The organism is Mesorhizobium sp. M0276, from assembly GCF_040321755.1.
Lineage (GTDB): Bacteria > Pseudomonadota > Alphaproteobacteria > Rhizobiales > Rhizobiaceae > Mesorhizobium.
In genome coordinates, this window is record NZ_JAMYSC010000002.1 from 88,305 (window position 1) to 113,382 (window position 25,078).

26 protein-coding genes and 4 pseudogenes are annotated in these 25,078 nt (G+C 60.0%); 20 read left to right on the plus strand and 10 right to left on the minus strand.

The window, feature by feature from the left end; all coding sequences use genetic code 11:
• Positions 1-134 precede the first annotated feature (134 nt).
• Entirely contained in the window at positions 135-1,010 is an 876-nt protein-coding gene (locus NKJ01_RS02070) for a LysR family transcriptional regulator (RefSeq protein WP_352726022.1), read from the minus strand.
• Positions 1,011-1,149: 139 nt separating this feature from the next.
• On the opposite strand from NKJ01_RS02070, the gene NKJ01_RS02075 reads away from it, so the two are divergent.
• Positions 1,150-2,061, plus strand: a complete 912-nt coding sequence (locus NKJ01_RS02075) for a DMT family transporter (protein WP_352725623.1) — start codon at positions 1,150-1,152, stop codon at positions 2,059-2,061.
• A gap of 1,267 nt (positions 2,062-3,328) precedes the next feature.
• Positions 3,329-3,625 (plus strand): hypothetical protein, encoded by a 297-nt coding sequence (locus NKJ01_RS02080; protein WP_352725624.1) that lies wholly within the window; start codon positions 3,329-3,331, stop codon positions 3,623-3,625.
• Here the strand turns inward: NKJ01_RS02080 and NKJ01_RS02085 are convergent.
• The gene (locus NKJ01_RS02085) at positions 3,603-4,094 is read right to left on the minus strand and encodes a HEPN domain-containing protein (RefSeq protein WP_352725626.1); all 492 of its coding nucleotides are present in this window, start codon (positions 4,092-4,094) and stop codon (positions 3,603-3,605) included. The two genes, NKJ01_RS02080 and NKJ01_RS02085, sit on opposite strands and share 23 nt — an antisense overlap.
• 383 nt (positions 4,095-4,477) lie before the next feature.
• A complete protein-coding gene (locus NKJ01_RS02090; protein WP_352725628.1) occupies positions 4,478-4,837 on the minus strand; it encodes a hypothetical protein in 360 nt (119 codons plus the stop codon).
• 161 nt (positions 4,838-4,998) lie between these two features.
• Between NKJ01_RS02090 and NKJ01_RS02095 the strand changes: the two genes are divergently transcribed.
• The 3 genes from NKJ01_RS02095 (at position 4,999) to NKJ01_RS02105 (ending at position 6,317) form a co-directional block, all read left to right on the plus strand.
• Entirely contained in the window at positions 4,999-5,295 is a 297-nt protein-coding gene (locus tag NKJ01_RS02095; protein ID WP_352725629.1) for a DUF982 domain-containing protein, read from the plus strand.
• Between the two features lie 93 nt (positions 5,296-5,388).
• Entirely contained in the window at positions 5,389-5,637 is a 249-nt protein-coding gene (locus NKJ01_RS02100; protein WP_352725631.1) for a DUF982 domain-containing protein, read from the plus strand.
• Positions 5,638-5,873: 236 nt separating this feature from the next.
• The gene (locus tag NKJ01_RS02105) at positions 5,874-6,317 is read left to right on the plus strand and encodes a hypothetical protein (protein ID WP_352725632.1); all 444 of its coding nucleotides are present in this window, start codon (positions 5,874-5,876) and stop codon (positions 6,315-6,317) included.
• Positions 6,318-7,016: 699 nt separating this feature from the next.
• Here NKJ01_RS02105 and NKJ01_RS02110 read toward each other — a convergent pair.
• Positions 7,017-7,235: a hypothetical protein gene (locus NKJ01_RS02110; protein ID WP_352725634.1), complete on the minus strand. Its 219-nt coding sequence runs from the start codon at positions 7,233-7,235 to the stop codon at positions 7,017-7,019.
• A gap of 11 nt (positions 7,236-7,246) precedes the next feature.
• Complete coding sequence (locus NKJ01_RS02115; RefSeq protein WP_352725635.1) at positions 7,247-7,633, minus strand: hypothetical protein; 387 nt, start codon at positions 7,631-7,633, stop codon at positions 7,247-7,249.
• A gap of 941 nt (positions 7,634-8,574) precedes the next feature.
• Between NKJ01_RS02115 and NKJ01_RS02120 the strand changes: the two are divergent.
• From NKJ01_RS02120 to NKJ01_RS02135, 4 genes and pseudogenes are all read left to right on the plus strand, one after another.
• A pseudogene (locus NKJ01_RS02120) lies at positions 8,575-9,248 on the plus strand (class I SAM-dependent methyltransferase).
• Positions 9,249-9,405: 157 nt separating this feature from the next.
• Positions 9,406-10,092: a DUF6946 family protein gene (locus NKJ01_RS02125; RefSeq protein WP_352725637.1), complete on the plus strand. Its 687-nt coding sequence runs from the start codon at positions 9,406-9,408 to the stop codon at positions 10,090-10,092.
• Positions 10,093-10,178: 86 nt separating this feature from the next.
• The gene (locus tag NKJ01_RS02130) at positions 10,179-10,640 is read left to right on the plus strand and encodes a hypothetical protein (RefSeq protein ID WP_352725639.1); all 462 of its coding nucleotides are present in this window, start codon (positions 10,179-10,181) and stop codon (positions 10,638-10,640) included.
• A gap of 243 nt (positions 10,641-10,883) precedes the next feature.
• The gene (locus NKJ01_RS02135; RefSeq protein WP_352725641.1) at positions 10,884-11,720 is read left to right on the plus strand and encodes a thermonuclease family protein; all 837 of its coding nucleotides are present in this window, start codon (positions 10,884-10,886) and stop codon (positions 11,718-11,720) included.
• A gap of 356 nt (positions 11,721-12,076) precedes the next feature.
• Here the strand turns inward: NKJ01_RS02135 and NKJ01_RS02140 are convergent, their stop codons facing one another.
• Together NKJ01_RS02140 and NKJ01_RS02145 are read right to left on the minus strand one after the other, a co-directional pair.
• Positions 12,077-12,355, minus strand: coding sequence for a WGR domain-containing protein (locus NKJ01_RS02140; RefSeq protein ID WP_352725642.1), 279 nt, complete (start codon positions 12,353-12,355; stop codon positions 12,077-12,079).
• 212 nt (positions 12,356-12,567) lie between these two features.
• Entirely contained in the window at positions 12,568-12,951 is a 384-nt protein-coding gene (locus tag NKJ01_RS02145; protein WP_352725644.1) for a hypothetical protein, read from the minus strand.
• A gap of 318 nt (positions 12,952-13,269) precedes the next feature.
• Between NKJ01_RS02145 and NKJ01_RS02150 the strand changes: the two genes are divergently transcribed.
• Positions 13,270-14,916, plus strand: coding sequence for an MFS transporter (locus tag NKJ01_RS02150; RefSeq protein ID WP_352725646.1), 1,647 nt, complete (start codon positions 13,270-13,272; stop codon positions 14,914-14,916).
• Positions 14,917-15,044: 128 nt separating this feature from the next.
• Positions 15,045-15,326, plus strand: a pseudogene (locus NKJ01_RS02155) (class I tRNA ligase family protein); the annotation flags it as partial.
• A 12-nt stretch (positions 15,327-15,338) separates the two neighbouring features.
• On the opposite strand, the gene NKJ01_RS02160 reads toward NKJ01_RS02155, so the two are convergent.
• Both NKJ01_RS02160 and NKJ01_RS02165 read right to left on the minus strand, forming a co-directional pair.
• Positions 15,339-15,554: a hypothetical protein gene (locus tag NKJ01_RS02160; protein WP_352725647.1), complete on the minus strand. Its 216-nt coding sequence runs from the start codon at positions 15,552-15,554 to the stop codon at positions 15,339-15,341.
• A 50-nt stretch (positions 15,555-15,604) separates the two neighbouring features.
• Positions 15,605-15,844, minus strand: coding sequence for a hypothetical protein (locus NKJ01_RS02165; RefSeq protein WP_352725649.1), 240 nt, complete (start codon positions 15,842-15,844; stop codon positions 15,605-15,607).
• 753 nt (positions 15,845-16,597) lie between these two features.
• Between NKJ01_RS02165 and NKJ01_RS02170 the strand changes: the two genes are divergently transcribed.
• From NKJ01_RS02170 to NKJ01_RS02210, 9 genes and pseudogenes are all read left to right on the plus strand, one after another.
• Complete coding sequence (locus NKJ01_RS02170) at positions 16,598-17,212, plus strand: hypothetical protein (RefSeq protein ID WP_352725651.1); 615 nt, start codon at positions 16,598-16,600, stop codon at positions 17,210-17,212.
• Positions 17,213-17,736: 524 nt separating this feature from the next.
• Positions 17,737-18,583, plus strand: a pseudogene (locus NKJ01_RS02175) (LysR family transcriptional regulator); the annotation flags it as partial.
• A 491-nt stretch (positions 18,584-19,074) separates the two neighbouring features.
• Positions 19,075-20,157 carry an HPP family protein gene (locus NKJ01_RS02180; protein ID WP_352726024.1) on the plus strand — a complete coding sequence of 361 codons (1,083 nt, stop codon included), beginning with the start codon at positions 19,075-19,077 and terminating at the stop codon, positions 20,155-20,157.
• A gap of 461 nt (positions 20,158-20,618) precedes the next feature.
• A complete protein-coding gene (locus NKJ01_RS02185) occupies positions 20,619-20,675 on the plus strand; it encodes a hypothetical protein (RefSeq protein WP_352726026.1) in 57 nt (18 codons plus the stop codon).
• A pseudogene (locus tag NKJ01_RS02190) lies at positions 20,663-20,819 on the plus strand (pantoate--beta-alanine ligase); the annotation flags it as partial. The gene NKJ01_RS02185 and the pseudogene NKJ01_RS02190, both read left to right, overlap by 13 nt.
• A 126-nt stretch (positions 20,820-20,945) precedes the next feature.
• A complete protein-coding gene (locus NKJ01_RS02195; RefSeq protein ID WP_352725653.1) occupies positions 20,946-21,233 on the plus strand; it encodes a gamma-butyrobetaine hydroxylase-like domain-containing protein in 288 nt (95 codons plus the stop codon).
• A 9-nt stretch (positions 21,234-21,242) separates the two neighbouring features.
• A complete protein-coding gene (locus NKJ01_RS02200; protein WP_352725655.1) occupies positions 21,243-22,979 on the plus strand; it encodes a fumarate reductase/succinate dehydrogenase flavoprotein subunit in 1,737 nt (578 codons plus the stop codon).
• 10 nt (positions 22,980-22,989) lie between these two features.
• Positions 22,990-23,223 (plus strand): 4Fe-4S dicluster domain-containing protein, encoded by a 234-nt coding sequence (locus NKJ01_RS02205; RefSeq protein ID WP_352725657.1) that lies wholly within the window; start codon positions 22,990-22,992, stop codon positions 23,221-23,223.
• A 1-nt stretch (position 23,224) separates the two neighbouring features.
• On the plus strand, positions 23,225-24,181 hold the full coding sequence (locus NKJ01_RS02210) for a HEAT repeat domain-containing protein (RefSeq protein ID WP_352725659.1): 957 nt from the start codon (positions 23,225-23,227) through the stop codon (positions 24,179-24,181).
• 19 nt (positions 24,182-24,200) lie between these two features.
• Here NKJ01_RS02210 and NKJ01_RS02215 read toward each other — a convergent pair whose 3' ends face one another.
• Positions 24,201-24,953, minus strand: coding sequence for a Crp/Fnr family transcriptional regulator (locus NKJ01_RS02215; protein ID WP_352726027.1), 753 nt, complete (start codon positions 24,951-24,953; stop codon positions 24,201-24,203).
• Positions 24,954-25,078: the final 125 nt, after the last annotated feature.

Sequence of the window (25,078 nt, forward strand, 5' to 3'; positions counted from 1 at the left end):
CGAACAAAGGAGTTTGTCCAGCTAGTCAGTCGACATCTTTCTGACGCGGGCGACGGAGCGACCGCCTAAGCCGGGATTTTGCGACAGATAGTCCCTTTGCACAACAAGCGGCCGTCAGACTCGGGAAGTTCCGGCTAACGCCCAACAGCAAACGCTGAAAAGTCGAAGCTATTCACATAATCGCGGAATGCGGTCTGCGCCTTGGACTGGTTCTTCAGGTTGGGAACGATCAGCATCATTTCATAGGGTGGAATTTCCCAACCCGGCAGCAATTCCACGAGGCGGCCGGCCGAGACGGAGGGCTGGCACACATAAGCGGGAAGGAGTGCGACCCCATCGCCCGCGATACAAGATTGCAGCAGGAACCCCATGGAATCCGAGGTCGCGGCCGGCGGCGGCCGCAGAACGATCGGTGTGTCGTGCGACGAGAACACCCATTCGGGCTGCGCATCATGCACCAGGCAGCGGCGCTGTAGAAGCTCGGTCGGTTCCCGAAGAGGACTGCCAGCCGCCAGATAGGCCGGGGCGGCGACGAGAACCCGTTTGATCGAGGAGACACGCCGCACGATCAGGTCCTGACCTGTGGTCGCGCCAACGCGAAAAGCGAAATCAACCCGCTCGCGGATGATGTCGAGATGCCGGTTTGTGGCGATCAGCTCGACCGCGATCCGGGGAAACTGCGTGGTAAATCCGTGCAGAAAGGTCGGCATGAAATAGGTGGCTGTTACCTCCGGACAGGTGATCTTCAGCGTCCCGACAGGCTGTTCCTTAAGATTGGTCATCGCCATGTTCGCGGCCGAGACCTCTGCGCGAACGCGGCGGCAGTATTCGAGATAGACCTGGCCGCTGCCGGTGAGGCTTACATGCCGTGTGGAGCGGTTGAGGAGCCGCAGTCCCAGACGTGCCTCAAGCTGGGCGATGCGCTGGCTGACCGTGGATTTGGGCATTCCGATCCGCTCCCCGGTACGGGTAAAGCTGCCCGTTTCGGCGAGTTCAGCCAAAAGGATCATGTCGTCCACACTGTCCAAAGCGACGCATCCTCTTTCGTGTTCATTGTACAATAGCACGGACAATATTTCCGTATAATCGGAGTTGTTGGAACGATCGCGGCTCGGTAGCCTCGGCGTACGGAAGCAGGGAACGCGAAAAATGTCGATCGGTCAGACGGCTTCCAACGCGGACAGGGTGGGCATCGCCGTTGCGGCGATGGTTTTCACGGACCTGACGCTTTCCATTGCGGATGCGATCATTAAGGTCACGATCTCGGACATGCCGCTGTCGCAGTTCATTCTCCTGCGGTCCTGCGCCACGCTGCCCTTGTTGATCTCGATCCTGAAATGGCGCTCTCCGCAGGTCTCGTTGCGCCCAAACCATCCTGGCTGGGCCATCCTGCGAAGCAGCCTGCTTCTGTCGAGCCTGCTGATCTATTACGCTTCGCTGCCGCGCCTCGACTTCTCGATGGCGGCGGCGGTCTATTACACGATCCCTCTGTTCATTACGCTCTTTGCGGCCTTCTGGATCAGGGAACCTGTCGGGGTGCAAGGTTGGGTCGGAGTCGCCCTCGGCTTCGTCGGTGTGCTGCTCATGCTGAAGCCGCAGGCCGGCGATCTTGGCGTCCATGCCGTGATGCCGCTTGTTTCTGCAATTCTCTACGCTCTGGCCATGGTGCTGACGCGCACCAAGAGCCGCGGCGAAAGCCCCTTCGTTCTGGCGCTGATCTTCAACGTGATAGCGATCGGTCTCGGGGGTGGCGCGAGCCTGGCGACCGTGATGGCAGGGAGCGAGGGCGGACAAAGCCTGTTCATGGGCGCGTGGATTCCAATGGGCTGGACCCAATGGGCGTTGATCGGGTTTTTGAGCATGACGATGCTGATCGGTAGCGTCGGCACGGCCATCGCCTACCAGTGGGGACCATCGTCGATCATCTCGACCTGGGACTTTTCCTATCTGGCCTTCGCAGTGCTCTGGGGCGTCGTGCTGTTCTCGGAACGTCTGGATGCGGCATCCATACTCGGTATTGTCCTCATCGCATTGGCTGGGATTATCGTTATCCGGCGTTAGCGGCGATAAATTGGAGCACCGAGCCGGATGATGGCTTGGAGCTCTTTGCGACGGTCGCAAAACTCCTTGACCTTCGCACGCTGCAAAGGCCTGCGACGACTATTATGCAATCGCCCCCACCGAAAAAGTGCGCATCGCGAAGATTAAGAGGTTTCGCGACTGGATTTTAGGTGAGGCGAGCGAGACGCAGCGACGTTTGAGCGTATGAACTGCGCCGTTCCGCGATCGACCGTTCGATCAGTGCTCCAGGTGCGATGTCACACCAGGAGACGTGATTGATCCCCCGGGCTGGGATATACCAGAACAGCGTCGAAGTTCGGCTCCCAGATGAAGAGCATTTCCCATAACGCCCCACTCCGCCATCGCCTTCAAAATATCCTCGGCCCCTTGGCCTTCGATGAAGGGCCAGAGAAATTCTTCGTCAGACAAGTCTCAAAATAAGCCTGGACGGACGGACGCATTGGAACCAGCTGCAGGTCTTTCGTTCGAAATGCATCACGTTCTCGGCCGAGCTCCCACAGAACCCCCGAGGGTGGGAGATGATCGTCGTGAATGTCGGTGGTTGCACTGAGAAGAAAAAATCATTCGCGCATCGTTTGCCTGAATGTGCCTTACGGCACGTCAATTGTGCCGTCGAATTGTATCGCTGCATGCGATGGCGAGACAAAGTGAGGTCGACGCCTAGCGGGCGCGTCCATTCAAAGCGCCAACTGCCATTGGGGACTGAAGGATCGAAGTAGTCCGGCTGGAGGTCGGCCTGGTCCCGGCCTGACTTTTGCGAAAGACGATAGGTCGATCATCAATATCTCATCGCCCGGCAGATGCCGTCGGCAGTAACTATCGCGCCTGTAACAAGTCTACCAAAAGCTGAAATGCTTCTCGGGGCGCGAGGTAAATTCAAACTGCTCTTCAATCTCGCCGATCCTGAGTTAGCGATGTCGGCCGACTTGACGGTGGCTCCTGGCGCGCGTCGCGGGCCGAGAGGTCGAGATCCTGCGCGTCCGCGCGGCGGCCGGATCGAAAGCCGAGAGAGTGGTTTCGTTTCGACGATGTCGCCTGCGCAGTCGATCCGAGCCGATTCAAGAATGCCTATGGGTGGTCTCCAGCGGCACCGCTGGAGCAACACTTGGTGACGTCAGATAGACGCTCGAGAGCCGTGGCGCACCGGCAGAAGACGGCTGGACACCCTTTGCCCTCGCATCGACCTTGACGAAACTCTTCCCTGGAATTGGATACCAGTCACCGTGACCTACGCCGAGGCCGCTTGATGGCGACAATAACCCACGTCTTCACCATCGAACACGTTTCGCAAATGATCGGGGAGGATCTCGATCTCCTTCAGGCGATCGTCAACAACGATGACAATCTCAGCTATGGCAGTATCATCAGTGTCCATGACGGTACGGAGGAGGCGATAACCGCTCTCACCGACGACGGCATTGACGAGCTAACACAGATGCTCGCCCATGCTCGACGTTCGGCCGAAAAGTGGAACGACTTCCTCGATGACTTCGTCTCAGATCCGGACATCATCGCGCGCATCAAGGCGAGGTCTCCGCGGTAAGACCGACCGGCTGCGGCCTAGTTGAGGACAAGCCGATCAATATGGTTACCTTTGCCGCCACCTCGTCCAGAGTAGCGGTAAGCCGGTTTATCTGGGAGGCGGTTGCAGCCAGCTCCGGGCCGTAGCGGGTGACGAGATATTCCCGGTTCTGGCTGAGGGAGTGAAGATGTTGGGCGGTTTTCGCGCGAAGGCGCAGCCCCGCTTCCAAGGCGAGCTCCGTGCGCGCCGACAGATCATGCTGCATCTTTCGGATTTGATTGGGGCTGCGCCCACGGTGAAGCAAAAGCGCGGTCAGATAGAGTTCGATCGCATGGATCGCCGACAACCTGAAGGGCGCTCGAGTGAGCGGTTTGCCTGGCCGGCCGAGCCGAAGCAGCATGGTTGCCGCCTTGCGGTACTCTTCCGCAAGCTCGTGGACCTGCAGCGGGGAGGCCAGCTCTCCTGGGTATTTTCGTTCTTCAATCTCCATTCATGCAATCTCCATTCCTGCAATTAAAATGCCACACAGAAGTTTTGGTAAAGAGCAAAACAATCTTATTCTTCGGCACTCTCCATGTCTTGGCATCGCTATCGCAATCCCGACCAAGACCTGCCGCGGTGGGGTCTGGGATCGAGGCGACCGCAGTGGTTCTCGACGGATGAAAAGGGCACATGCCGCGCCTGGCTTGTCGTTGCCTCGCCGATCGGCGTCGGAAGAGATCAGGTGGGCGTCTCCCTGCGGGCCGGGCTGCGGGCTTCGCTGAAGCCGCGCTGAGGTCGTCTTCACCCCTTCGGGCACGCATCCCTGACGCACCCACTGCCGCAGCCCCGGCGCTTGGCCTGGCTTGAATAGGGATAAAGCGCCTTGCCTCATTACGTGACCGTTTCTTCATCTTCGCCGCGCACCCGACGTGCGCGTTTTCCGCATTCGCCTCTCCATGCGTGACTTCGACCATAGGGCGAGGGTGCCTGGTAGCATTCCAGGGCTCGTTCAATCCATTCCCCATGCGCGGGCACCGTGCGCATGCCGCAGACGTTTTGTGTCGGCGAACTTGGCGAGTTTTCTTCTATGCGATCTGCATCGCTGACCGGTTTGAGCTCGTCAATGACGTAGGCGAGGTTTCGAGCTTCCCTCGCCTGGAGTATCGATCCCGCCGCAAAGGAACTACAACGTGCCATTCGAATGGAGAGCATGCCGAACGAAGCGGAGAGAACCGGCCGCCGCTTGACCATTGAGAGCGCCTTGAGATGCTTCGGCCAATGGCCGATGACATCACGCCCGCGTTTTCCTCTTGAAGCGTCATCGCGCCGACAACACATTGTGTAACCATCGGCGGGGGTCGATGCGGCACCGCCTTACGTGAACTGGCTTTTCAGCAGGTCGGGAGGAACAAATGAAGGCCGAGGCTTTCAACAGCCCCATTTTCGTGAAGCGCTCCACCTATATCGTGCAAGAGATTGCAAGTCTTGCCGAAGCCATTGATCTTCTCGATGAATGGCCGCAAGATCGCAGAGATCGTGCCCACGAAACTGCCCTTCGGACGTGCCATGATGCCTACCATGGGCACAAGCCTGTAGGTGCGGCGCGCAACGCGCTTTACGACTTTGCAAAGCAGGTTGGCATATTGGAAGATGCGACCTCTGCGATGCAGTGGATTGCGGCCTGCAAAGCGGGCACCGCAAAAGTCTAGATCCTGTTCGCCCATGCGACTGGGGCGACGCGCGGCAGTGACATTCGGTTTAGCATGCGGCCTGTCGGCGCAGACTGGCTGTCAAGGGGGGAGATGGCCGGCTTGAGCAGGTTCGAAAGGCCAGTCATTGTGCAGGTCGGCCGCCATGGCTCCGAGCGTATCGTGCTCGACGTCAATGACGCCGCCGCTATCTTGCTGCGGGATATTGGTCGCCAGACCGAGAAGAGTAGGGTAGCGATGGACGTATGTCTGCAGGTGCTGCGTGGGAAGGCTCGGTCGCCAGTTGCTCGACGCGCTTTCGTCGCGGCCGCCCTGGAAGCAAAGATACTGCGCAGCGATTAGACCGAGCTCTGGCCCATGCGTCCTCTCTTCGGCTCTCGCTGCCTGGTACAGCCGCGCGGCCGGGACGAGCAGTTGTGTTTGAAGCCAGCTCGCGAGCGCGACCCGCAAGCCCGAGCGACAGGCCAACCGGCCGACTGCGCTACGCCGTTCGCCCGCATCGCCTATCCTGTTTGCGGATTGAGACGCAACGCTTCCTGGAGCGCCGGACAGCAGACCTTCTATTAGTCGGAGGCTGAGTGGCGCCGGCGCAGCGCTGCGGCCCGGTCCGGCGTGGAGAGATGCGGGCGGGGCTTGGCTTCTCAACGAAAACCTTCACCCGGCTGATCAAGGAAGGGCGCGGCGTTGCCGATATCGCCGCCATCTTCGGGCTCATGGAGCAACAGGTGAAGCGCATTCTGGCGCTCGGCGACCTGTCGCCCAAGATTCGCGAAGCCTATCGCCGCGAGGAGATCGACACCGAGACGGTGCGGCATCTGACCATGGCCTCGAAGGCGGGCAGAAGGACTGGCTGGCGCTTTGCCGATCCCGATCAACACGCGCCGCGAGGCTATCAATTGAAGCAATGGCTGTTCGGCCGCCAGTCGATTTCCACCAAGGTGGCGCTGTTTGCCGTCGATGATTATGGCGGCCTGATCGTCTCAGACCTGTTCGGCCAGGGAATGCTATTTCGCTGGCGCTGACCTGTTCTGGGAAAAGCAGAACGAGCCGATTGCCGCCAGACGCGATGCCTATCTGGAAGCCGGGTGGCCCGAGGTGGTGCTGCTCGAACCGGGGCAATATTTCCACTCATGGGACTACGAAAAGACGCCGAAGAAGAAAGGCGGCAAGGTCGTCGTCACCGTCTCGCATCGCGGCGAAGTCGAGTGCCACGAAGGCTGGTTGTCGCGCAAGGAAGCCCACCGCGCGCGCTCGAATGGCGAGGGGTCCGAACACGAAGAGGCACTGGCCAAACCGTCGTGCCCCGAGCTTACGGGACCGATGCAGAGTCTCCAGGCCGTCTCGTCGGCTCTCGCCAAGGACCATTCCCCTGCAGCTGGCTTTGACGTATGGGCGGATCCGGCCGCCCGAAACCCTCGCCAATCTTCCAAAGGCCTCCAGACCGACCATCGCCCCCCGAAGGGGCGGCGAAAACTCCCAACCGACTCTTCGCCCGTCCGCAGGCGCTCCCGCTCGAAATTGCGGGCCATCGCAGAAGGCCGCCCGATCATGACCGCGACCGTCGCGAACATCACGACCGTGCGCGCACGTTGGGTTCGGAGCCAAAGCTTTCTTTGGTCACGCGCTGGGCGGGCAACCGAAGCGTTACGGTCGACTTCGAGGGCGGCTAGTGGCGGCGATAAGGCAGCTACGGAAGCCGATTTTGGGTCGGTCCAGCAACCCTAACGTTTCAGCCGCAATTCTCGCCTGATCATGACCGCTATCGTGGTGGACGTAGCAAAGGCATAGACGACCAACTGCGCCGCTGTACCGACGCCAGTTCCTGCCAGCCAAGCCAAGGCCATTACCAGAACACTTATCGCGCCTGCCGAAGTCAAGAAAATCACAAACGCCTCGATGATCGGTGCGAGATAGTCGAGGAAGGTATCGTTCCGGTCCATGACCTGCCCTTTCACCGGATGCCTTGGCTCTTGCAATAGGAAATGATGGCGGCGCTGTCGGTTTCCGCTCCGCCTATTTCCCTAAGAACAAACTCGGCCTGCGCTGTCTGCCTATAAGTTGCCAGAACGCCTACAAACGGCGTCTCGCCGGCGTAACCGCCGAAACCGTTCTTCGCGTTGACCAAGCCGCAAGCCAAAACAACTCCCTCCTGGACACCGGGATAAGGAACCGCTTTGATTGGCCCAAACTTCGCGCTGTCGGGGTCTTTCAGTTGGACGCTCACGCTGCGTTTGATCGCGGCCAGCTCAATCTCGTTCAGCTCATAGGCTTCTTGAGCCACTGCCGCCGATGCAAGGGCAACGGAAGCGACGAAGACCGCAGCTTTGAAAGTGATCATGAGATAGCCCCCCGTGGTAAAGGAAGATGCCGTGTTTCCGGACCCGGCGCAATGCTTTGGCGCACTGGGCTCAGTGGTTCTCCTTCGAGTATTTCGATGGTATCGTCGCCGCCTTTGAATTGATGGGGGAAGCATCGCATGCGCTATGGCTGGGTTCTGGTGGCAATGCTCATCGTCACCGGATGTAACAGCAGTTCGGACCAGTGGAAGGCGACGTCACCGTCTTTCCAAAGTCGGTTCGAGCAGGCGAAGGCAATCTGCAGGGGAAGATCAGCAAACAACTTCGCCAGCGCAGATGGGGGCCTCTTGACCCGGGCAATTACCTCGGACGAGGTGTTTCGGGGTTGTATGGCCGAACAGGATTTTGTCTCCAAATAGACTTATCGAACCGAGCTCGAGGGTAGCGCGCCTGACAGGTAATTCGCGCAGGCATGGTCCGGACAATCGCGTACCTTCCTCAGCCGCGATCAGAAGGCGGCGGCACCAGATGCTCTCGCCATCGCCGCACATGATTGGTCCGGCCCTCCTGACCCATCCTGATAGACAGAAAGATCAAAGCCAGAACAGCGGCGATTGTGGCATAGCAGAACGCGGATCGTGCCGGAACATGGCGGGAACATTTTTGGCCCAGCGCATTAGCGTGGTTCGCATGCGCGATGTCGCCACGATGCTAATTGAGAGCAAAGCCGTTAATGGCGGTCATCCGGAGCACGACGGAATCCTCGGCGAACTGATGAAACGTTTGATCTCGTCGTTCCGCGCGCCCGATCCAGGCGGGCGGACAGGTCGACGGTGGGGAGGTCGCCGAAGGTCGACATCGTTGAAGACGGCTCAGAGAGCCGTTGATCAAAGCCGCCAGTCACAGGTATTGGCCGGTCGAGTTGAGGGAAACTATCTATTGCATCAGAACTCGATAAACCCTGACCTTCGATAGTGGTTATGTGGCTGGGATAACAACGTTTGCAGCGGCTTATGACGTTGATAAGAGAACAACGCCTGGAATGCATACTAAACGGCCGGCCATCCTTTCGATGGCGGGTCACGTCGAGGGGCTTCGGGTGCTCGATGCTGGATGCGGCGGCGGAGGCACTTGTCGGCCGAGGGGCAATCCTGACCGGTATCGACTCAAGTGCGGGTTTGCTCGAAATCGCCCACCGTCGCCTTGAGAGCCGGGCACGATTGTTGGTCGCTGATCTGAACGAACCGCTGCCCTTCAACGATGGTGCCTTCAATTTGGTCCTCGCCCCGCTCGTCATGCACTATCTGCCCGACTGGTCACGACCGCTTTCGGAATTCAACCGTTTGCTGCCCCAAGGCGGCCGGCTGGTTTTGTCCACACACCATCCTCATGGATCGCCAGCTGGCGGGTCGCGAGAACTATTTCGAGACCTATAGCTTGGCCGAATTCTGGCAGCGCGGCGACAAGCCGATGACCATGCGCTTCTGGTATCGCCCCCTTCACGTCATGTTCGATGCATTGAGGTCAGCAGGCTTCCATATCGAGTCGCTGAACGAACCTCAGCCCGATCCTGAGGCCCGCTCACGCTTTCCGGAGGCATATCAGGACCTCACGACCAAGCCGCGATTTCTCTTCTTCTCGGCGGTGAAAGCATGAGTGCCGCTGCGTTCGATCACAGCTCAGGTTCCCCTTAACGGGATCGTCAACCGGCATGCAGCCTACATATCGCGACTTTTAAACCGAGGTTCACTAATGATCCGCTAGGATATGGCGTGAGCAGCAGGGGCGAACGTGCTGCTAGCGGGGTCATCCATTGGGTATTCTGCGAAATGCACGTCGGACGCGGGTTTATATTCCGAGCCAAGGTCCGACGAGTTGGCAAGCCTTTCTCGCCGAACCTGAGAGGCAATGGCGAACCGGCTATTCGGCAAAGACGCTTGCTCATTGTTGGGAAAGTGCTGACGGCTTGCCGGCTGAAGTCGCGCAAATGTTCGATGGCTCGGCCGAGCTACTCCTGGCCTTGCCCGAGCACCGGGTGCCACTCGACGGTGGCAACCGTGACAGTCAGAACGACGTGTTTGCGCTTATCCGCTTCGGCGAACAGACTTGTGCTGCTACCATCGAAGGCAAGGTAAGCGAGCCGTTTGGACCGACCGTGGGCGAGTGGTATGCCGAACCATCGCAGGGAAAGCGAGAGCGCATGCGCCAACTATGCGGCTTGCTCGGCTTCGATGATGTCCCACCATTTCATATCCGTTATCAGTTGGTGCATAGGACGGCTTCCTCGTTGATCGAGGCTCGGCGCTTCAAGACCGATGAAGCCGCCATGATCGTCCACTCGTTCTCGCCAGCCCGAATATGGTTTGAGGATTTCGCCAGCTTCGCGAGCCTTTTCGGTGCCGAAGTTAAACCTGACAAGTCGAGCACCGTGATCCTAAAGTCAGGGCAGCGGCTCCGCTTAGGTTGGGCCAACGGCAACGGGGATTTTCTCAAATGCTAAGAGTTCCGGTGGATGCCAGATCGACCAGCATGGAGACCACTGCACGAAAGCGATATACGACCAAGCAGATGGGCGATGCTTGCGAGATGATCGTTGCCGCGGAACTCACGCTCGCGGGCATCCCCGCGTTGAAAGTTCCCGACAACTGGCCCGGTTACGATGTGATCGCGCAGCCATTCGACCGGCCAGCGCAACGCGTTTCGGTAAAGTCGCGGACATTTAAGCGCGGTGCTGCCTATGTCGGCTACAACGACTATGACCAATTCGATTGGCTGGCCATTGTTCTGCTGCCATCCGAGGGGTTCAAGGCTCGCGCAATCTACCTCGTTCCACGGCCCGTAGCCGAGGGGTTGGCGCGACGTGACAAGGCAACCAGCAAGACCGCTGCGGAACGATACTTTCGTGTCGATCAAGTTCCCGCGTTGTTTGCAGAGTGGGATGCCAATTTCGAATTGTCAGCGACCCCAGTGTTTGCTCCCTTACGGAACGATCTCAAGTTACGCGGCGTCGATCTAACGAATGACGGTGCGGCGGCGCAGGTTCTGTGACCGGGCGATGTTGTAGCGCGGCGCGGCGGCCAGGGGCACAGTCTTTGCAGAATTCGGACTGGTCGCCTTGGTGGTGGTCGAATCCATGTTCCGGTCGCTTGCGATGGTTGTGGAAGACCCGCTCGACTGGTGCTGCTCGACTGAGCCCTTCGATTTCACAACAGGCGAGCCGTTGAGCGGTTCCGATAGGATTCTGGACTTTCCGTGTATTTTGGGCGCATTCTTGCGCCGGGGAGAAGGGGCTTGGATAAATCCCGCTATGATGATCGGTCAAGCTCGTTGCGCAAGCGTACTGGCGCAGGACGCCGCTGGGCCAGCGTGCCGATGCGGCTGGTCTTCGTGACCGTGGCTGCGGCTTGCGCTCTGGTGACGCAGTTTGTCATGCATAACAGCGGATCGCTGCCGGAAATCAATCTGCAGAACGTAATCAAGCCGAGACCGGTAGCAATTGCTGGGGTCGCATCTGTGATCGACGGCGACACGATCGAGATCCATGGCCAGCGCATTCGCTTCAATGGTGTCGATGCACCGGAGTCAGCACAGCAGTGCGACGACGCCAATGGCTTCCACTATCAATGTGGCGCCAAGTCTGCCGCCGCTCTTGATGCCTTTCTCGCCGCCTCGCGACCGACCCAGTGCACGTTTGTGTCATGGGATCGGTACGACCGCTATGTCGGCAATTGTAGGCGGGCCGATGGTGCCAGCGTCGCCGCCTGGATGGTCGAGAACGGCCAAGCTCTTGATTGGCCGCAATATAGCCAAGGTGCCTACGCCGTGCTGCAGGAGAAGGCCAAGGCGGCAAGGGTTGGCATCTGGGCAGGAACGTTTGAAGCGCCTTGGGATTGGCGTGCCGAGCATCGCGCTGACAAGGAACAGCCATCGACGATCGCTCCTCTGCTCGCTGCGTCGCCCAGTGCTTGCAACATCAAGGGCAACATCAACGCCCGCGGTGAGCACATCTATCACATGCCTGGCCAAGAGTATTACGATCGCACGGTCATAACGACCAGCAAGGGAGAGCGGTGGTTCTGCAGCGCGGAAGAGGCGGTGGCCGCCGGTTGGCGCAAAGCAAAGCGTTAAGCCACAGGGGCCGGTGTTGCCCTGTTTTTTACTGCGCTGGCGCGGGCCGCGGGAACGCGGAGTGCTTCGGCAACGCCCCGAAAGTGCGAGCATGCGGCAGCGTCAAGATCACTGACTTCCGACTGGCGACATCGCGCCCGCGCCGGGTCGACGGCAAGGTGGTCAAGGCGAAAGCGGCTAGACCGAGCAGGGACACCGAATGGCACCCATCAACCAAGGGAACGGACAACGCGGGCATCTTGCGCTACAGCTCCAAAATCATTGTCGGCGCCGTCGAATTCCCCGCTTGACCCAAGCGCGACAGCTCCAACCAGACCGAGGACAGCCTGGCTCCCGTCGCCCCAGCGGCTGCCCCGTCAACCAGACGGGATCGCTTCTGCGCGTCGGGTAGCGGATCGCGGCTGATAGCCGCGCATCCGCTTGGCGCGCAGCAGCTCAAGGAAAAGCTTGACGGCTTCGCCCTCGGTATCGAAGGAGTGCTGTACCGTGCGGCCGGTGGTTCCGATCCGGCCCCAACGGCGGACCAGGCAGGTCTGGCCGAACAGGGTCTCCTCGATCGACAGCGCATAGAAGCGCGCCATGTTCCGATCCGCATCGCGGCGTTCGATACAGAGGCGATAGAGCTGTGCGATCATGGCGGACAGATCGCGCAGCCGGACCCGCGCGTCCAATGAATGGTTTGAATCAGCGGACGCGGATCGATTCACTCTCATGATGGATGGAACCGAACGTCAGTCGTTCAGCAGCGTCTTTGATGGCTTCGCCGGAGAGATGTAGCCAATCCTCGTTGGGCCCGAGTCATGGCGGTCGGTCGTAACGAAAAATCGACGCTGATTGGCGCGTCTGGCTACTTCGGCTGCCGAGCAAGGAATTCCGTTATCGGGCCCTGCACCACCTCCTGCATGGGTGTTCTGTTGCGCGCGCAATGGACCTGCAGCTCGATCATCTGCGAGACCGGCATTGCGTGACTTCGAAGACGTGCCTCGTCGGGATCAGCACGAAGTCGGCGTTGGCGACGGCCGGCGCCACGGCCGCCCTGGACATCGACCAGCAGCAGGTCCTCGGCGTCGGATTGCGCCAGGCGATCGATCAGTACTTCGGTCGACCTGATGCGGATGACGTCGATGTTTGAAAGAGCGTACCCGGCGCGGCGAGTGTTTTTGCTCCACTCCAGAGCGGACAGTTGCGGATCGATGTCGAGCACCGTCACCTGATGGCCGGCGGCGGCCAACTGGATGCCGCCCTGTCATCGTTGCAGTGACTGATTTATGGACGCCCGGAAGCACCGCGGCAGTTTGACAACGCAGCCATCGGCGCGGTAGCACCGTCCAAGGCCAAGAGTCGCAGGGCAGACCGCACCCCGTCGGGCTGCGCGACCCAGACCAGCTGACGCCCAACTGGCACACTCATCGCGCATCAGCACCGTGGATGCGACATCGGCTTTGTTGCGAGCGCGATATCGGAACTTCGTTCTGACGCAGCTGTGCGCAAGCGCACCGCTGTCAGCAGGTGCGTGAGCGAAAGAACTGCGTGGTGGAGGTGAGAAGTGATGCGGCGTCAAGATCCTCCGCGCTTTGCGGCAAGCACACTGATCCCTCTTCAGAACCCGGTCTTTCGTTCGATCTGGACAGCCACGCAGATATCCAGCCTTGGCTGGCTGGTGCAAAGCGTGGCTATAAGCTGGCTCATGGCAACGATTTCAGCCTCCGATCTGATGGTTGCGCTCGTACAGGCTGCATCGACACTGCCCGCCTTCTTCTTGTCGATTCTTGCTGGAGCGATTGCAGACAGCTTCAGCCGCCGCGGCGTGATGCTTGCCGGACATTGCCTGATCGCGCTGGCATCCACGGCGCTGGCTCTCTCTGTTGGACTGGGCTTTGTTAGCCCATGGCTGATCCTGGGGCTGAGTTTCTTGGCCGGATGCGGCTTTGCCTTGAACGATCCAGCCTGGCACGCCTCGGTCGGCGACATCCTGGAAAAGCGTGACATACCCGCCGCGGTGACGCTGATGTCGGTGGGGTACAACGTGGTTCGGAGCATAGGACCGGCGCTGGGCGGTGTAATTTTGGCTATGCTGGGCCCGCTTACGGCTTTCGGCTTGGCGGCGCTGAGCGACCTGGTCCCGTTGAGCGCTGTGCTGCGGTCCAAGTGGCGAGTTCGCTCTTCGCCTCTTCCGCGCGAGCGGATGACGACGGCCATTCATGATGGCATGCGCTTCACGGCAATCTCCTCGGAGATCAGAGTGGCGATTGTGCGTGCAACCCTGTTCGGGCTGTCAAGCATCTCGATCCTTGCTCTGCTCCCCCTCCTGGTTCGCGACCAACTGGCGGGTGGACCAATTGTTTACGGCGTCCTGTTGGCCGGCTTCGGCACGGGCGCCTTCATCGCGGGCATTGGCAATAGCTACTTGCGACGCATCACGTCCCAGAATCGATTGATCACGCTCGCATCCGTTGCTTGCGCAACGTGTTGCCTTTTACTGGCTCTCACATCATCGGTGGCTGTAGCAGCGATCGCGCTTGCAATCGGTGGCGCTGGCTGGGTTGTCACCTGGACCGAAACCGACGTGTGTGTGCAGTTGGCAAGCCCAAGGTGGGTCGTTGGTCGCACCCTGTCCATCTATTACGCCTTGACCTACGGCGGCATGGCAGCCGGCAGCTGGATCTGGGGTGCTGTCGCGCAGAACTATTCCCTGACGTGGGCTTTGGAGGGTGCTGCAGCGGCGCTGTTGCTGGTTGCAGCTGTGGGAAAGCTATTGCCGGTACGGCTATGGGAGGAATCGGATCAAGGGGCCTTCGACTTCAGGCCACCAGAACTGGCCCTCGATTTGAAGCCCAGGAGCGGCCCGATCGTGATCAAGGTGGAGTACTCGATACCCGAGGAGAATATCGCGGAATTTCTGAGCTGCATGCGCGAAAGGCGGCGCGTTCAGAGCCGTGCCGGTGCGCGGGACTGGACCCTCCAGCGCGACCTTCAGAAGCCCATGCTTTGGACCGAGACGTTCCGCACGCCGACATGGACGGACTATCTTCGCCTAAACCACAGGCTAACGGTGACTGACAGGGAGGTAGGCGAGCGCCTTGCCGCTCTGCAGGTCGGTGATTCTCCTCCTCGTCTCTCACTTTCGATCGAGCGGTCGACAAGTCCGGCGCCCGGCAGCCAAGTCCAGCCAGTGCCCTTTGTATCGCGACCTTAAGGAGATCGGTAGAATTTCGGGAGTTGGACCCGGCTTGTCACTTGATCGCGCTCTATCACCATAGCTCAGATGCGAGGACGAGCCGTACATAAGTGGCGGCCGAAGCGTCCACCGCCACCTCTCCGTTTCTGGTGCGCGACAAGAACGGGCAGAAGATGTCGAGGTCGAAAGGCAACGTCATCGACCCGCTCGACCTCATCGACGAATACGTGCCGATGCGCCGCGTTTCACCTTGACCGTCATGGCGGCGCAGGGGCGCGGTGTGAAGCTCGATCCGGCGCATCGCCGGCTTCCGCAACTTCGGCACCAAGCTGTGGAACGCGGCGCTTCGCCGAGATGAACGAGGTCGCGCGCGTTTCAACGAGGCGGCCGGCGCTGCCTACCGCTTCGTCAGGAACCTGTTCTGCGACTGATATCTGGAACTACTGAAGCCGGTGTTCATGGGCATGCAGCAGCTTGTAGATCTCGTCGAGCACGTAGGCGACGCAGGCCCGGCTTTGGCCGCCTCGTCCGCATCCGATGATGCCGTTTCCCGAGCCGTCGGCCGGATGCATGCTGGCGCAAGGGGCATATTCGCGGCCAACAATCCCGATATGAGCCATCCGCTCGCACGCGCCCGAGTCGTTCGCGTCGATCAAAGCAACCCGCCACGACCTCCCGCAGTAAGCCACGCCGGCGCTGTCTCCCGTCAACGCCTACGCCGTCGCCAAAGGCCGCCCCATGGGTCGGATACTCCGCGGCCCAGGACCCGCCCACTATGACCCTTGAGCTCCAACAGGCTCAGTGCTGAGAAGCCCACCAAGATGGCAACCACGACGAAACGCGCCAGCGGATTGAGATTGTCGGTGGTGATACCGAACCATAGGGCGAACGCAAGGACCGCGAGCGCCAAAGACCAGAAGAATACGATTCGAATCCAGTAGATCATGGTCCCCCTTAGCACTGGTGTCCTTCAGACGCTTCGCAGCCCCGGGCCGCTTCCCTGGATGCCAATACCGTAATGGGTCTTAACGAAGTGGCCGCAGATCGTGCATTTCGATCCATCTAGGAAATCCATTGACGCGAGAACAACCGCATCTTTACATTTCAACCTACGACGACATGCATCACAGGACACCTACATTCGCTCCCATGAAGCATGGGACGGCGAAAAGGCAGCAGGACAATGGCTACGTCAGGAGGTGCATTTCTTTCTTTTGGTGAGTGCGACGCTTGGATACGCGGCCATCGTAGCTCCGGGAAAGTTCTTTCCACTGGTTCTGCCACGCAGCCTTTCTCATCGAAGTAGAATAGGAGTAAGGCCACAAGTGGCGTTCTAGCGGCCTCACCGTGCAAACTCTTTTTGGGGGCGCCACTGCGTCAGGCGCGGTGTGAAGGACTTACTGTACCGTATAGAAAAATGAACGCCTGCATCTATAACCGGAGCGGATGCGTCCGCTGCGCTGTCCTTGGGGGAGGTGAAGAAATCCATGGAGACCCGTTCGCCTGTCTTCGCAGATAGCCGCACGCTGAATCGTGTCGAGGAGGTCATGACCGATCTCATCCTTTGCGAATTGGCGGGCACGGAACCGCAATTCATCACGGCGGTTGCTGGCCATCTCGGAATGACGCAGCCGTTTTCGACAAGTCGGTAAGACGAAGCGTTCACGAAAGTTCGCTTGGCAAAACCGATGTCGAACTCGTGCTTGAAAATGACGGGAGCCGCTGCGGCCTTCTGGTCGAAAATAAAATCCGGGCGATCAGGATGGCGCGGCAGTTCGAGCGATACCGAATGCGCGGCGACGAAGGCGTTGCGAAGGAGTTATGGGATACGTTCCTTGTCATTCTCGCCGCCCCGCAACGATACGTGGACGCGCTGCTTGCCGAGGAGAAGGATTTTCTGAACGGATATCTGACCTATGAATGGATCGTCGCCTGGCTCGTAAGCCAGGACGAAACTCGGCATGCATTCAAGATTCATGTCATGCGGGAGGCGATCGCCGATGCCCGCGCGGGATATTCAAAGAAGCGCGACACCCGCACGGCCTTCCATCAGAGCGTCTATGAAATCGCGACCGCAGAATTTCCGGCCCTTCGCATGGCCTGGATAGAGAAAGCGGCCATGACGATTCGATCATCCATCTCCCCCATGCGCTGCCAGGACGGGGCGACAAGCTCCTTTTCAAAGCCAAGATGGGCACGGCTGAAATGCGTATCGAGACGCGCGACGCGGTCGGTATGGAGCGCGCCCTGGCAGCGCTCATCGACCGGAACTGGCGCACGACGCGAGCGAAAGGGTATGCGGGCGTTGAAATAGCTGTGGCTCATCTCGATCCTACGTCCAACTTTGCAGACATTGAAGCGGATGTGCGTGACTTCTTAAGAGCACCGACTTCCCTGCAGGAGTTCTATCATCGGAACGACGTGGCAATGATAATTGAGGCAACCCGAGGCACGCGGTGAACGTTCTTAAGGGCTAGTGGTTGCCGCCAACAGAAGAGTCCGATTTGGGATTCTCTTTCGGGCGTGCGCGCGCGAGTCTGGCGCATGCGCACAGGAATATCCCTCACCGTTTCGTCGATTGATCGCCACGGCGCTCAACCGCAACGGCCGAGCTGAAATATGTCGTTCCGCAGCGCTCCTCGTGCATCGCATCTGCCGAAACGCGGGTAAGCACGCCGTCCAGCGTCAGTGTCGGCGACGGCCGCTGAACGCGACGAGCGGCACTTTGGCCGGCAGGCCCGGACGGACGAACCGCCAGATCGGACGGGAACACGTCAAGACTGTGTCGAGATAGATAAAAAAGGACTGGGGATCATGCCCTGGTTGGATTTGTTCATCGTGGACATCAGGCAGCTAAGATACTTTGTCGGCGTCGTTGAAGCCGGCAGTTTCACGAAGGCAGCTGCGTTGCTCAACGTTGCTCAAAGCGCTCTAAGTCTGCATGTGCGTCGGCTGGAGGAGGGATTCGGCACCCAGCTGCTGGTTCGCGACAGGACCGGTGTCAGTGTCACCGCGTCCGGAGGCAAGCTGCTTGAGCGCGGCCGTAGTATCCTTAAGGAAATTCAGATCACTGAGGCGGAACTGACCAACTCGGTGGCTGCTCCTTCCGGAGAGGTGACCATTGGCATTCCGTCCGGAGCCTCTCGCGTCCTTAGCGGTCCCTTGCTTGAATCTGTCACAAGCGAATTGCCAAGGATTTCGCTTAAGATGATCGAGGGCATGACAGGACCACTGGAGGAGTGGATGGCTGCTGGCCGTTTCAATCTGGCTGTCCTGTACCGGACTGTCGAGAGCGTGGGGCAAATGACGGTGCTGGCCCGCGAAGAGTTTTGCCTGGTGGTGACGCCGGGCCAACCGCCTTTCGAAGATTCGATACCGCTCGCCGACCTGCACGCGTTTCCGCTGGCGGTTCCCATGCGCAACAACAATGTCAGGCGTTCGGTGGCGGATGTCGTCGCCCAGCACGATTGTGTTTTGGACATCAGTTTCGAAGTCGACTCCCTTTCCACGATCATCAATATAGTCCTTGAAGGAAAGGCGTATTCCATCCTTACCCCGTCGGCCATTCAGAAAGAGGCGTCTCAAGGCCAGGTCCGCACCGTTAAGATCATTGATCCAGTGATCACCCGTTCCTGTTGTGCTTGCCGTCAACCCAAGAGATGAGCGCTCGCCAGCCGTCTCCTCATGCTGTTGGATATTATCAAATTCCGGCGGCTCTGCGTATATCCACTCTCGAGCGGTTTCTATCCCAATCCCCTCTCGAGGGCGGCGTCATCCAAGAGCGGGCCGCCACTGCTCTTCATAAGCCGCGCGCCGCGTTCAAGGGAACGAACAAGAGATAGACAGGTTGAACCCGCGCCGTTTTCAGCTGAGATCCGGGCCCGCGCGGTTCGGATGGTTATGGATCACGAAGGCGACTATTCATCGCGATGGGCTCCGGTTTCCTCGATCGCGGCGAAGATCGGCTGCAAGGCGCAGACGCTCAATCGAGCGGATCAGCGTCCGTGCCGTACGCCTCCTCTGGCCGATCAAATGTCTGCACCCATTTGGCAATGGCCGCTTCGCGCAAAAGTATTCCCCCGTGAGCCGACTTTCCGAATTGGCTTAACTTCCAAATCTGTGGCTTTGCCTGCATTGCGGACCGCGGAGTTCCGACCACTCGCCCAAGGACATGCCATGGCCTTTCGTCTCTTTGTTCCGATCCTTGCCGGTGCGACGCTGCGCGAGCGGCTGCTCGCCTGCATCGGGGCCATGATCGGCATCGCATTGACGGGCGTGATCAGTGCGCTGGCGAACGGATCTGGCCCACATGTCGCCCTGCTGGTTGCTCCAATGGGAGCATCGGCCGTGCTGCTCTTTGCCGTGCCTTCAAGCCCGCTGGCGCAACCTTGGTCGATTATCGGCGGCAATACGATTTCGGCGCTGGTCGGGGTGATCGTGGCGCATTTTGTGCATGAACCCGTCCTTGCCACCGGCATTGCGGTGGCGCTGGCCATCGCCGCCATGTCGTTCGCGCGCTGCCTGCATCCGCCGGGCGGCGCCGCCGCCTTGACCGCGGTGTTCGGCGGACCGGCCGTCTTCAGCTCCGGCTTGCTGTTTCCCTTCGTTCCGGTGGCGCTGAACTCGATCGTGCTGGTCGCACTCGGCTACGGCATCCACAAACTGTCGCGGCGCAACTATCCGCATGTGGCGGCCGCCGCCCTCAAAAGCACGCATGGAACCATCGATCCGCCGGCGCGGCAGCGGGTCGGCTTCCGGCCCGAGGATATCGATGCCGCGCTTGGCGCGCTCGAGGAAACCTTCGACATCGACCGCAACGATCTCGAGCGGCTGCTGCGGCAGGTCGAGTTGCAGGCTATGGTGCGCTCCCACCGGACCTTGCTGTGCAAGGACATCATGTCGCGCGATGTGATTTCGGTCGATGAACATGCGCCTGCCGACCAGGCGCGTCATTTGCTGCTCGATCACAACATCCGGACGCTGCCGGTGACCGACGCCGAGGGCGGGCTGGTCGGTGTAGTTGGCCTGCGCGAGCTGACGAAGGCGACTGACACGGTGAGGGCTGTGATGTCGAAGGCTGGCACCGCCTCTCCCGATACGCCGGCGATGAGCCTGCTGCCGGTGCTCACCGACGGCCGCAGCCATGCCGTGGTCATCGTCGATACCGAGCGACGCATTCTTGGGCTGATCACCCAGACTGACCTGCTGGCGGCGGCAGCGCGCGTGCACATGGCAGACACAACGCTGGCGGCCGCATAAATAGTCATCCGGATTGCTCGATCCGGGGACCCGAAAGGACATCAATGAATATAGGGATAGCGGATCGACCTTCTGAAACGCGACCGCGCTTTCAACCGCGACCACGAGCCTCTCAGCCGTTGACGTGACATCGCCTGCGGTTCGTTGCAGCGGGCGCCTGGCCTTGGCGTCTCGGTTGAGGGATACAGGCAACCTTTGTCGCTCTATAGCGACGCGTACCGGGAGCGCGCAGATGTGAAGTCGATCGCATTGGCCAAGCTGGAGGCCAGCGACCGGAAGACTGAGGAACTCTCGGGCCTGCGGAAGGTACTGCGCAGATTACTGACGGGTTCGCCAGCTCCGGCCACCGCTACGATGATGTACACGAAAAGCCTGTCGCGCTGACGATGGGCGAGCCTGCAGGGATAGGAACGGAGATATCCCTCTGAAGACCCAGATGTCGACGCGGCGTTAACGTCACGATGGGCCTTCCATTCGTGCGGACGTCGCTGGGCCATGGAACGGCTCCGACCGGGTGATCGTGACGCTCTTCGTCAATCCGAAGCAGTTCAACAGCCAGGCCGAGCTCGCCGCATATCCGCGCATCGAGGACGAGGGCGCCGCTTGCCACCACTGTTGCCGTGAACGACATCAGCGAAGGACTGTGCGGCGCGTTCCGTCCGAGATTGGGACAGCTCTTGTTCCGCCCCGATTTATCCCGGTTTCAATACGCATGCTGGCCGCAGGCAATTTATTGCGTGTCCAGGTTCCGCTGGTCCCTAAGATGAGGCGAACCATCAGGGAACGCCGTGATACCTCTTGAGCTCAAGGTCACCGCCGCGCGCAGCCATCTCTGCGTTACATGGGATGACGGTGCGGTCTCGCTTATCCCGGCGTCCGTGCTCCGAGCACGCAGCCGGGCGGCACAGCAGGTGCGGGCGGACATCGAGGGTAACGAACATTCGTTCGAGACCGTCACCGTGACGAGGGCAGAGGCGATCGGTTCATATGCCATACGTCTGGTGTTCTCCGACGGTCACGACCGGGGCATTTATCCCTGGAGCTATTTGCGCGAAATCGCCGATTCTCAGGCGTGAGGAACGAGAATGGATCATTTTGTCGAAGGACTGTCGGAAGTCACCTGCGATGTGCTGGTGATCGGCGGCGGCACCGCCGGACCGATGGCGGCGCTCAAGGCGAAGCAGAAAAATCCCGCGCTGAATGTCGTCCTGCTCGAGAAGGCCAATGTGAAGCGTTCCGGAGCTATCTGCATGGGCATGGACGGGCTGAACAACGCCGTCGTCCCAGGATATGCGACGCCCGAGCAATACACCAAGGAAATAACCATCGCCAATGACGGCATCGTCGACCAGGCGCCGGTCTTCAAATACGCCTCGCGCTGCTATGACATCATCCAGGAACTCGACCGTTTCGGCATCCGCTTCCAGAAGAACGCCAACGGTGATTTCGACCTGAAGAAGGTCCACCATCTCGGAACCTATGTGCTGCCGATGCCGAATGGCGATACCGTCAAGAAGGCGCTCTACCGGCAGATCAAGCGCGAAAGGATATTGGTCTCCAACCGGTTCATGGCAACGCGCCTGTTGACCGCCAAGGACGGCAGGATCGCGGGCGCCATTGCGGTGAACACGCGCACGGCTGAATTCCTCGTGCTGCGTGCCAAGACCGTGATCCTGTGCCTGGGCGCGGCGGGCCGGCTCGGCTTGCCGCATTCCGGCTATCTCTTCGGAACCTATGAGAATCCGACCAATTCCGGTGATGGCTATGCCATGGCCTATCATGCGGGTGCCGCGCTCGCGAATCTCGAATGCTATCAGATCAATCCGCTGATCAAGGACTATAACGGCCCGGCTTGCGCTTACGTTGCCGGTCCGTTCGGAGCCTATACCGCCAACAGTGAAGGCAATCGCTTCATCGAAAGCGACTACTGGTCGGGACAGATGATGCAGGAATTCTACAACGAACTACAGTCCGGCAAGGGGCCGGTGTTCCTGAAGCTCAACCACCTTCATGCCGACACGGTCGGCGAGATCGAAGAGATCCTGCACAAGGTCGAGCGCCCGTCGCGCGGCAGGTTCCATCAGGCGCGGGGCACCGATTACCGCGAAAAGATGATCGAAATGCACATTTCCGAAATCGGCTTCTGTTCGGGTCACAGCGCGTCAGGTGTTTTCGTCGATGAATTCGCCCGGACCACGGTGCCGGGCCTCTATGCCGCGGGCGACATGGCGAGCGTGCCACACAACTATATGCTCGGCGCCTTCACCAATGGAGCCGTCGCCGGCGAGCACGCCGCCGAAGTCGCGCTCGAAACCGACCTTGCGGATTTCGACAGCGAGTTTGTCAAGGCGGAGCGCGAGCGGGTGTTGGCACCGACGCGGCGCGAGGACGGCATCCCACCCAACCAGCTGGAATACAAGACCAGGCGGCTAGTCAACGACTATCTGCAGCCGCCCAAGGTGACGGCCAGGATGCGGATCGGCCAGGCGCGACTCGCGGAGATCAGGGATGATCTCGAAACCGCCCTTGTCGCACGCGACGCACATGAACTGATGCGTTCGCTCGAAGTGTCGTCCATTCTCGACTGCGCCGACATGGCGGCCCACGCCTCGCTCTTCCGGACGGAGAGCCGCTGGGGGCTCTATCACAACCGTGTCGATTATCCCAAAAAGGATGACGACAACTGGTTCTGCCATACGCTTCTGCGCAAGGTCGACGGCCGCTCGGTTTCTGAGAAGTGGCCAATCCAACCCTACATCGTTCCGATCGAGAACGAGGAGCGGACGGCCTATGACCGTCTGCGCGTTTCCAATCAAGCCTGACGAGGAAGCCATGCCGCTTGCGCTTTCACCCACAACCGTTCCCGTCGTCGTGGACGAGGCGAAATGCATCGCCGACAAGGGCTGCACGGTCTGCGTCGATGTCTGCCCGCTGGATGTCCTGCGCATCAGCGATCTCACTGGCAAAGCCTATATGAAATTCGACGAGTGCTGGTACTGCATGCCGTGCGAGCAGGATTGTCCGACCGGCGCCGTCACCGTCAACATCCCCTATCTGTTGCGCTGACATGACTGCATTCGATCCCTTCGAAGATTTTGGCGACATCGAGGAAATCGGCGAGCGTCTGAACGATGCAGACGCGGCCGTGCGACGGCTTGCCGTGATCGATCTTGCCGAGACCGCGAGCGCGGATGTGCTGCCGCATCTCCTCACCGCAGTTGCCGACCTCGACGCGACCGTGCGTTTGCAGCTGGCAATCTCACTGTCGGAGTTCGACACCGTTGAGGCGGCTGCGGGCCTTGCCCGTCTGGCGGCGGATCAGGATTTGACGGTGGCCCAGGCGGCAGCCGATAGCCTTGCTGAGCTGAAGGATCCGGCGGCAGCGCAATCCATTCTGCCGCTCGTCAGTCATGGGCGCGCCTTCGTCCGGGCGGCGGGTTTTCGCGGGCTGAAAGCGTTGCGTTCGCGCGGCGCACTCGGCCCCGCTCTGGCGGCGATGCGGGATGAAGATGCCAATGTGCGCGCACAGGCGCTCGGCGTCGTCGCCTATCTCAAGCTGGAAGAGACCTTGCCGTCGCTCATCGCCGCGACGCGCGATGCCGATGCCACCGTTCGGTCGGTTGCGGTCAACGCCTTGTCCTTCACGAGCCAGCCCGCCGCAGCGGCCGCCGTGACGGCAGCCCTCGACGATGAGAACTGGCAGGTGCGGGTCGCGGCGGCCGAATCGCTTGGCCGTATCGGCCAGACCTCGGCCGTCGACGGACTGAGCGCCGGGCTTTCCGACGAATACTGGCAGGTTCGGCAAAAATGCCTGAATGCGCTTGGCAAGCTCAAAGCGCAATCGGCGGTACAGCGGATTTCCGAGCTGTTGACCAGCGACATGGCTTCGCTGCGCAAGGAGTCCGCGGCGGCGCTCGGTGAAATCGCTGATCCATCGTCGCGGGATGCTCTCATGGCGCATATCGGCGACGCCGATCCAGACGTACGCAAGACCGTTCGCTGGGCGCTAACGCGGCTCGGTTAGTGGAAGCCGAAGCGTGGCCTCACGCCGCCGCGCGCTTCGAAACCATTTCCATCAGCGCGTGCGGGCGTTCGATACGGATATGACGTGGCGTCACCGTTACCAGCCCTTCCTTTTGGAAGCGCTTCATCATCATCGTCACCCATTGGCGTGTGGAGCCGACCATGGCCGCAATCTGGTCATGCGTCACCTTGGCATTGATGACGATTGCCCGTCCGTCGCGCACGCCATGAAGGTTACCGAGATTCATCAGGAACTGCGCCAGACGTTCGATCACCGAACGCGTGCCGAGCATCTGAGCCATCGCCGAATAGCATCTGCCCTTCGCTGCAAGCCCCTGCAGGAGACAGAGCGCGAAATTCGGAAGCTCGACGACGAGATTCTTCAACGCATTGGCCGGTATGAACAGCATCCGGCATTCACTCAACGCTTCTCCGGACCAGATATGAATTCCACCGCCGGTCATTTCGGGACCACCAATGAAATGCCCCGCCGTCCAGTAGGCAAGGGTGATTTCGCGTCCTGACGGTGCCGTGTAGAAGACGTGAACCTTGCCGCTTTCGATGATGAAAATGCCACCGTGCCTATCGCCCTGGGTGAAGATCGCCTGACCGGTCGCAAAAGCAAGACGTCGGCCATGCGCCCTCAGTTTCGCCCACTCGTCTGATGTCAGGGTATCGAGAAAATGCGCGCCGTCGTCGAGCCCTTCCACGCTTTCGCTGAGAAAGAGCGCCCGATCGCCGGGAAGAATGACCTGCTCGGGCAGTTCGAGCACCGGCTCATGTTTCTTACGCTCAGCTTCGAAATCGGTCGAAAGCATTTCGAGGCTCATATCCGGCTCCCTGCACGTCGTGAAAACGCGTAAAAAGTATATAAATTCTATAGACAAAAAAGGAATAT

Coding starts and splice junctions, on each gene's coding strand:
- NKJ01_RS02130 (WP_352725639.1), top strand. CDS start 10,179: ATGATCGTTGCCGCGGAACTCACGCTCGCGGGCATCCCCGCGTTGAAA.
- NKJ01_RS02180 (WP_352726024.1), top strand. CDS start 19,075: ATGGCCTTTCGTCTCTTTGTTCCGATCCTTGCCGGTGCGACGCTGCGC.
- NKJ01_RS02205 (WP_352725657.1), top strand. CDS start 22,990: ATGCCGCTTGCGCTTTCACCCACAACCGTTCCCGTCGTCGTGGACGAG.
- NKJ01_RS02085 (WP_352725626.1), bottom strand. CDS start 4,094: ATGGAGATTGAAGAACGAAAATACCCAGGAGAGCTGGCCTCCCCGCTG.
- NKJ01_RS02150 (WP_352725646.1), top strand. CDS start 13,270: ATGCGGCGTCAAGATCCTCCGCGCTTTGCGGCAAGCACACTGATCCCT.
- NKJ01_RS02210 (WP_352725659.1), top strand. CDS start 23,225: ATGACTGCATTCGATCCCTTCGAAGATTTTGGCGACATCGAGGAAATC.
- NKJ01_RS02080 (WP_352725624.1), top strand. CDS start 3,329: ATGGCGACAATAACCCACGTCTTCACCATCGAACACGTTTCGCAAATG.
- NKJ01_RS02070 (WP_352726022.1), bottom strand. CDS start 1,010: ATGATCCTTTTGGCTGAACTCGCCGAAACGGGCAGCTTTACCCGTACC.
- NKJ01_RS02140 (WP_352725642.1), bottom strand. CDS start 12,355: ATGATCGCACAGCTCTATCGCCTCTGTATCGAACGCCGCGATGCGGAT.
- NKJ01_RS02165 (WP_352725649.1), bottom strand. CDS start 15,844: ATGATCTACTGGATTCGAATCGTATTCTTCTGGTCTTTGGCGCTCGCG.
- NKJ01_RS02115 (WP_352725635.1), bottom strand. CDS start 7,633: ATGATCACTTTCAAAGCTGCGGTCTTCGTCGCTTCCGTTGCCCTTGCA.
- NKJ01_RS02110 (WP_352725634.1), bottom strand. CDS start 7,235: ATGGACCGGAACGATACCTTCCTCGACTATCTCGCACCGATCATCGAG.
- NKJ01_RS02075 (WP_352725623.1), top strand. CDS start 1,150: ATGTCGATCGGTCAGACGGCTTCCAACGCGGACAGGGTGGGCATCGCC.
- NKJ01_RS02095 (WP_352725629.1), top strand. CDS start 4,999: ATGAAGGCCGAGGCTTTCAACAGCCCCATTTTCGTGAAGCGCTCCACC.
- NKJ01_RS02200 (WP_352725655.1), top strand. CDS start 21,243: ATGGATCATTTTGTCGAAGGACTGTCGGAAGTCACCTGCGATGTGCTG.
- NKJ01_RS02100 (WP_352725631.1), top strand. CDS start 5,389: ATGGCCGGCTTGAGCAGGTTCGAAAGGCCAGTCATTGTGCAGGTCGGC.
- NKJ01_RS02090 (WP_352725628.1), bottom strand. CDS start 4,837: ATGGTCAAGCGGCGGCCGGTTCTCTCCGCTTCGTTCGGCATGCTCTCC.